We start from the raw sequence: 7,535 nt of genomic DNA, 5'->3' as shown, positions 1-7,535 counted from the left end.
ATCGTGTTCACCGACGGCCGCCAGATCGGCGCCACGCTGGACCGCAACGGCCTGCGTCCTTCGCGCTATGTGATCACCGACGACGACCTCGTGATCCTGGCTTCCGAAGTCGGCGTGCTGCCCGTGCCCGACAGCAAGATCATCCGCAAGTGGCGTCTGCAGCCCGGCAAGATGCTGCTGATCGACCTGGAGCAAGGCCGTCTGATCGAAGACGAGGAGCTCAAGGCCAACATCGTCAACACCAAGCCCTACAAGCAGTGGATCGAGAACCTGCGCATCAAGCTCGACGATGTCGGCGGCAAGGGTTCGGTCCAGCCGCCCGTCGCCACGCTGCCGCTGCTCGAGCGCCAGCAGGCCTTCGGCTTCACGCAGGAAGACATCAAGTTCCTGCTGGCCCCCATGGCCGCCAAGGGCGAGGAGGGCGTGGGCTCGATGGGCAACGACAGCCCGCTGGCCGTGCTGTCGGACCGCAACAAGCCGCTGTACAACTATTTCCGCCAGATGTTCGCCCAGGTGACGAACCCGCCCATCGACCCGATCCGCGAAGCGATCGTGATGTCGCTGGTGTCGTTCATCGGCCCCAAGCCCAACCTGCTGGACATCAACCAGGTCAACCCGCCGATGCGCCTCGAAGTGCACCAGCCGGTGCTCGACTTCGAAGCCATGGACAAGCTGCGCAACATCGAGCAGCACACCCAGGGCAAGTTCAAGAGCGTGACCATCGACATCACCTACCCGCTGTCGTGGGGCAAGCAGGGCGTCGAAGCCAAGCTGGCTTCGCTGTGCGCCCAGGCCGTCGATGCGATCCGCGGCGGCGCCAACATCCTGATCATCAGCGACCGTGCGCTGTCGGCCACCCAGGTCGCGATTCCCGCGCTGCTGGCGCTGTCGGCCATTCACCAGCACCTGGTGCGTGAAGGCCTGCGCACCACCGCCGGTCTGGTCGTTGAAACCGGTACGGCGCGCGAAATCCACCATTTCGCCGTGCTTGCCGGCTACGGCGCCGAAGCCGTCCATCCCTACCTGGCGATGGAAACCCTGCTGCACATGGGCAAGGACCTGCCCGACGACCTGTCGGGCGAGAAGGCCGTCTACAACTACGTCAAGGCCATCGGCAAGGGCCTGTCGAAGATCATGTCCAAGATGGGCGTGAGCACCTACATGAGCTACTGCGGCGCGCAGCTGTTCGAGGCCATTGGCCTGAGCACCGACACCGTCGACAAGTACTTCACTGGCACGGCCAGCCGCATCGAAGGCATCGGTGTCTTCGAGATCGCCGAGGAAACCATTCGCAACCACCTGGCCGCGTTCAGCGACGACCCGGTGCTCGAGACCATGCTCGAAGCCGGCGGCGAGTACGCCTGGCGCGCGCGCGGCGAGGAGCACATGTGGACGCCCGACGTGATTGCCAAGCTGCAGCACGCGACGCGCTCGAACAACTTCAGCACCTTCAAGGAATACGCCCAGCTGGTCAACGACCAGAGCCAGCGCCACATGACGCTGCGCGGCCTGTTCGAGTTCAAGGGCGACCCGGCCCAGGCCATCGCGCTGGACGAAGTCGAATCCGCGGCGGAGATCGTCAAGCGTTTCGCGACCGGCGCGATGTCGCTGGGCTCGATCTCGACCGAAGCCCATGCGACGCTGGCCGTGGCCATGAACCGCATCGGCGGCAAGAGCAACACCGGCGAAGGCGGCGAGGATCCCAAGCGCTATCGCAACGAACTCAAGGGCATCCCGATCAAGCAGGGCGAGACCCTGGGTTCGGTGATCGGCGCCGACCAGGTCGAAGTCGATGTTCCGCTGCAGGACGGCGATTCGCTGCGCTCCAAGATCAAGCAGGTCGCGTCGGGCCGCTTCGGTGTCACCGCCGAGTACCTGTCGTCGTCGGACCAGATCCAGATCAAGATGGCCCAGGGCGCCAAGCCCGGCGAAGGCGGCCAGCTGCCCGGCGGCAAGGTCACCGAATACATCGGCCGCATGCGCCACTCGGTGCCGGGCGTGGGTCTGATCTCGCCCCCACCGCACCATGACATCTACTCGATCGAAGATCTGGCACAGCTGATCCACGATCTGAAGAACGTGGCCCCGCATGCCGACATCTCGGTCAAGCTGGTGTCCGAAATCGGCGTCGGCACGATTGCCGCGGGCGTCACCAAGTGCAAGAGCGACCACATCGTGATTGCCGGCCATGACGGCGGCACCGGCGCTTCGCCGCTGTCGTCCATCAAGCATGCTGGCGGTCCCTGGGAAATCGGCCTGGCCGAAACCCAGCAGACGCTGGTGCTCAACCGCCTGCGCGGACGCGTGCGTGTCCAGGCCGACGGCCAGATGAAGACCGGCCGCGACGTGGTCATCGGCGCGCTGCTGGGCGCCGACGAGTTCGGCTTCGCCACCGCTCCGCTGGTGGTCGAAGGCTGCATCATGATGCGCAAGTGCCATCTGAACACCTGCCCCGTGGGCGTGGCCACGCAGGACCCCGTGCTGCGCAAGCAATTCAGCGGCAAGCCCGAGCATGTCGTGAACTACTTCTTCTTCGTTGCCGAAGAAGTTCGCCAGATCATGGCCCAGCTGGGCATTCGCAAGTTCAACGACCTGATCGGTCGCTCCGACCTGCTCGACACCCGCAAGGGCCTGGAGCACTGGAAGGCCCAGGGCCTGGACTTCAGCCGCCTGTTTGCCCAGCCCATCGTTCCCGCCGACGTGCCGCGTTTCCATGTCGACACGCAGGATCACCTGCTGGACAAGGCGCTCGACGTCAAGCTGATCGAGCGCTGCAAGCCCGCGATCGAGAACGGCGAACCCGTGCGCCTGATGGAAGTCGCGCGCAACGTGAATCGTTCGGTCGGCGCGATGCTGTCGGGCGCCGTGACGCGCTCGCATCCCGAAGGTCTGCCGGATGACACCATCCGCATCCACTTCGAAGGCACGGGCGGCCAGTCGTTCGGCGCCTTCCTGTGCAAGGGCATCACGCTCAACGTCACCGGCGACGCCAACGACTACACCGGCAAGGGCCTGTCGGGCGGCCGCATCATCGTGCGCCCCAGCCATGCCTTCCGCGGCGCTTCGGTGTCCAACACCATCGTCGGCAACACCGTGATGTTCGGTGCGACCAGCGGCGAAGCCTTCTTCAGCGGCGTGGCCGGCGAACGTTTCGCGGTGCGCCTGTCGGGCGCGACGGCCGTGGTCGAAGGCACGGGCGATCATGGTTGCGAATACATGACCGGCGGCACCGTGGTGGTGCTGGGCAAGACCGGCCGCAACTTCGCGGCTGGCATGAGCGGCGGCGTGGCCTATGTGTATGACGAGGACGGCAAGTTCGCCCAGCGCTGCAACACCGCGTCGGTGACGCTCGAGAAGGTGCTGCCGCACAGCGAATTCGCGACCACCGTGAACCCGGGCATCTGGCACCGCGGCGAAAGCGACGAACAGCAGCTGCGTGCGCTGGTCGAAGCCCACAGCCGCTGGACCGGCTCCAAGCGGGCGCGCGAGCTGCTCGACAACTGGGCCGCGGCGCGTGCCAAGTTCGTCAAGGTGTTCCCGTCCGAATACCAGCGTGCCCTGTCTGAAATCCATGAACGAAAAGCGAAGGAAGCCATTGCTGCGAAAGCAGAACTAGCTACAGAGTCCGAGCCAGTCGTGGCCATTTGATCGCCCGACAAGCCAAAGCCATTCGCCAATCATTCAAGGACAGTTTCATCATGGGAAAAGCCACCGGTTTTCTGGAGTACGAGCGCATCGAAGAGGGCTACAAACCCGTTGCCGATCGCCTCAAGAACTACAAAGAGTTCGTCATCGCGCTGACGCCCGAGCAGGCCAAGGTGCAGGGCGCGCGCTGCATGGACTGCGGCACGCCGTTTTGCAACAACGGCTGCCCGGTCAACAACATCATTCCGGATTTCAATGATCTGGTGTATCGCGGCGACTGGGAGAACGCGATCAAGGTGCTGCACAGCACCAACAACTTCCCCGAGTTCACGGGCCGCATCTGCCCCGCGCCCTGCGAAGCCGCCTGCGTGGTGAACATCAACGCCGCGCCTATCGGCATCAAGAGCATAGAGCACGCGATCATCGACCGCGCCTGGGCCGAAGGCTGGGTCAAGCCCATGCCCGCTGCCGTCAAGACCGGCAAGACCGTGGCCATCATCGGCGCCGGCCCGGCCGGCATGGCCGCGGCCCAGCAGCTGGCGCGCGCCGGTCACAGCGTGACGCTGTTCGAGAAGAACGACCGCATCGGCGGCCTGCTGCGCTACGGCATTCCCGACTTCAAGATGGAGAAGTCGCACATCGACCTGCGCGCCAAGCAGCTCGAAGCCGAAGGCGTGGTCATCCGCACCGGCGTGCTGGTTGCGGGCGCCGAAGGCCTGGGCAAGGACTCCAAGGTCACCAACTGGGCCAAGGAAACCGTCTCACCCGAAAAGCTGATGGCCGAATTCGACGCCGTGCTGCTGTCCGGCGGTGCCGAGCAGTCGCGTGACCTGCCCGTTCCCGGCCGCGAACTCAATGGCGTGCATTTCGCCATGGAGTTCCTGCCCCAGCAGAACAAGGTCAACGCCGGCGACAAGCTCAAGAACCAGATCCGCGCCGACGGCAAGACCGTGATCGTGATCGGCGGCGGCGACACCGGCAGCGATTGCGTCGGAACCTCGAACCGCCATGGCGCCGTGAGCGTCACGCAGTTCGAGCTGATGCCCATGCCGCCCGAGCAGGAAAACAAGCCGCTGGTCTGGCCCTACTGGCCCTACAAGCTGCGTACTTCTTCCAGCCATGACGAAGGCTGCGAGCGCGAGTTCGCCATCGGCACCAAGGAATTTCTCGGCGAGAAGGGCCAGCTCACGGGCGTCAAGACCGTGCGCCTGGAATGGAAGGACGGCAAGATGACCGAAGTTCCTGGCTCCGAGCAGATCCTCAAGGCCGACCTGGTGTTCCTGGCGATGGGCTTTGTGAGCCCGGTGGCGTCCATCCTGGAATCGTTTGGCGTCGAGAAGGACCAGCGCGGCAACGCCAAGGCCACGACCGACGCCGCCGTGGGCTACGCCACCAGCGTGCCCAAGCTGTTTGCCGCCGGCGACATGCGCCGCGGCCAGTCGCTGGTCGTCTGGGCGATACGCGAAGGCCGCCAGGCCGCGCGTGCGGTCGATGCCTTCCTGATGGGCAAGAGCACGCTGCCGCGCTGAGCTACTTAGGCCCCGCCAAAAGGCGCTTCCGTTAGGGGGTGCCTTTTTCGCTTTCACAGCATGCTTTTTCTGCGGGCAGGAGCCGGGTCTCGGCCCGGCAGCCGAGGTACTTTTCTTTGCTTCGCCAAAGAAAAGTACCCAAAAGAAAGGCGAGCCCTGCTGTCTGCGACCCTGCGCTGCGCTCCGGGCAACCTGTCGTGCTCGGTCCCGGGCTGCGCCGCGGAACTCGCTACGCGCCTGCGGCGCTGCGCTCGGACAACCGCGGCGAGTCAGATGACGAAGCCTCCGTGTCCTTCGGCACTCCGGCCAGCCCGGGCCCTGCGCGCGCCAGGCGCAGCCAGAAGGGCGGGGGCGGGATAGCTTCTTTGTGATGCTTACGTCATGTGCCGTTATTTAGCGAAGCAGTCGCAGGCGTGGGATGGCGTCCGCTCCGCACCAGACCACGGCGTTCTGTTCGTAGGTCCGGCCCCATTCGCTTGCCGCTTGTTCGCTCATTCCTTCGACAAGGCAGCCGGCTTCAGGCGGCCAGCCATTGGTAGGATGCCGGCCCACGGCAGGCAGCCAATGCCAGCCGGCCTGTTGCAACTCCTGCTCCAGCCGGGCCTGGCGCGCCTGATTCTCGGCATGGGGCAAAGGCTGGCTAAAGGGATTCCAGGCCGTGATCACGCAGCCCGCGGCGATATGACGGCGCGTGTAGTACGTGGCCAGCGCAGCACAGGGCTGGTCGATGCGCAGCACGAAGTCCGGCCCGGCGTGGACGATGTAATCGGTCTCGCGATAGGCCCGTATCGTTGCGGGATCCATGAAGATACGTTCAGATGGTGGCATGGTGGTTGAAAACACAAGTGAAACCAGGGGAGGTTTGACGCGCCCTTATGCGTTTTGAGCAGGTCTGGGCGACAATAGCTGCCTCCCTTGCATGTCGGCAGGCGCAGCGCGCGCCTCTCGCACACTGCTTTTGCCGTGTTTCCTCATTTTTACCGCCATGAAAAAACGTAATCTCGTCGCGATGCTGGCCCTGAGCGCCATTTTGGCTGCCTGTGGCAAGAATGAGCCCAAGCCTGCCACCGATGTGGCGCCTGCGCCTGCGGCTGCCGTGACCAAGGTGGTGGTCGGCCTGGACGACAACTTCCCGCCCATGGGCTTCCGTGACGAGAAGAACGAACTGGTCGGTTTCGACATCGACCTCGCCCGCGAAGCCGGCAAGCGCATGGGCCTGGACATGCAGTTCAAGCCCATCGACTGGAGCGCCAAGGAAGCCGAACTCGCGGGCAAGCGCGTGGACATGCTGTGGAACGGCCTGACCATCACCGAGCAGCGCAAGGAAAAGATCGCGTTCTCCACGCCCTACATGGAAAACCACCAGATCATCGTGGTGCTGGCCAACGGCGGCATCAAGACCAAGGCCGATCTGGCGGGCAAGGTCGTGGGCGCGCAGGACGGCAGCTCGGCCGTCGACGCGATCAAGAAGGACGAAGCCGTGGCCAAGAGCTTCAAGGAATTGAAGACTTTCGGCGACAACATCACCGCGCTGATGGACCTGTCCGCAGGCCGTCTCGATGCCGTGGTGGTCGATGAAGTCGTGGGCCGCTTCCACGTCGCCAAGAAGGCCGAAGAGTACCGCGTGCTCGACGAGAACTTCGGTGTCGAGGAATACGGCGTGGGCCTGCGCAAGGAAGACACGGAACTGCTGACCAAGCTCGAAGCCTCCATGGCTGAAATGAAGAAGGACGGCAAGGCCGCAGAAATTGCCACCAAGTGGTTCGGCAAGGACATCATCAAGTAAGCAGACAGTCCAGCGCCAGGCACCGGCTGCGCCCTCATAGGCCTGCCGGTGTTTTGCGTTTCTGGACCACAAGGCAATTGCATGGAATACGTTCTCTCCCTCCTGGGGCCCCTGTCCCAGGGGGCGCTGGTCACACTGAAGCTGTTCGTGGTGACGCTGGTCCTGGCGGTGCCGCTGGGGCTGGCGCTGGCGCTGGCGCGCGTCTCGCGCTTTCGCGCGCTGGCGCGGCTGGTCAACGGCTATATCTGGCTGATGCGCGGCACGCCGCTGATGCTGCAGATGCTGTTCATCTACTTCGCGCTGCCGTTCGTGCCCGTGATCGGTGTCCGCTTTGACGACTTTCCCGCTGCTGTTGTCGCCTTCTCGCTCAATTACGCTGCCTACTTCGCGGAAATCTTCCGTGCGGGCATACAGTCGATAGACCGTGGCCAGTACGAGGGTGCAAAAGTGCTGGGCCTGACCTATGGCCAGACCATGCGCCGCATCGTGCTGCCGCAGATATGGCCGCGCATCCTGCCGCCCATGAGCAACGAGACCATCACGCTGGTCAAGGACACTTCGCTGATCTACGTGCT

Annotated in this window: 5 protein-coding genes; 4 read left to right on the top strand and 1 reads right to left on the bottom strand. The window is 64.2% G+C overall.

The window, feature by feature from the left end; translation table 11 throughout:
- Both RR928_RS23365 and RR928_RS23360 read left to right on the top strand, forming a co-directional pair.
- The coding region (locus RR928_RS23365) for a glutamate synthase-related protein (protein ID WP_332684447.1) at positions 1-3,648 on the top strand (3,648 nt) is incomplete at its 5' end.
- Positions 3,649-3,698: 50 nt separating this feature from the next.
- Positions 3,699-5,174 carry a glutamate synthase subunit beta gene (locus RR928_RS23360; protein WP_332684445.1) on the top strand — a complete coding sequence of 492 codons (1,476 nt, stop codon included), beginning with the start codon at positions 3,699-3,701 and terminating at the stop codon, positions 5,172-5,174.
- A 393-nt stretch (positions 5,175-5,567) separates the two neighbouring features.
- On the opposite strand, the gene RR928_RS23355 is transcribed toward RR928_RS23360, so the two are convergent.
- Positions 5,568-6,002 (bottom strand): DUF3293 domain-containing protein, encoded by a 435-nt coding sequence (locus tag RR928_RS23355; protein ID WP_332684443.1) that lies wholly within the window; start codon positions 6,000-6,002, stop codon positions 5,568-5,570.
- Positions 6,003-6,159: 157 nt separating this feature from the next.
- Here RR928_RS23355 and RR928_RS23350 point away from each other — a divergent pair, with 157 nt between their 5' ends.
- Positions 6,160-6,960, top strand: a complete 801-nt coding sequence (locus RR928_RS23350; protein ID WP_332534512.1) for an amino acid ABC transporter substrate-binding protein — start codon at positions 6,160-6,162, stop codon at positions 6,958-6,960.
- A gap of 81 nt (positions 6,961-7,041) precedes the next feature.
- Positions 7,042-7,535, top strand: a 494-nt coding sequence (locus RR928_RS23345; protein ID WP_332684439.1) for an amino acid ABC transporter permease, incomplete at its 3' end; no start/stop codon positions are given.

It is taken from the genome of Comamonas sp., assembly GCF_036666375.1.
Lineage (GTDB): Bacteria > Pseudomonadota > Gammaproteobacteria > Burkholderiales > Burkholderiaceae_C > Comamonas.
This window is presented reverse-complemented; position numbering and strand designations above follow the sequence as displayed.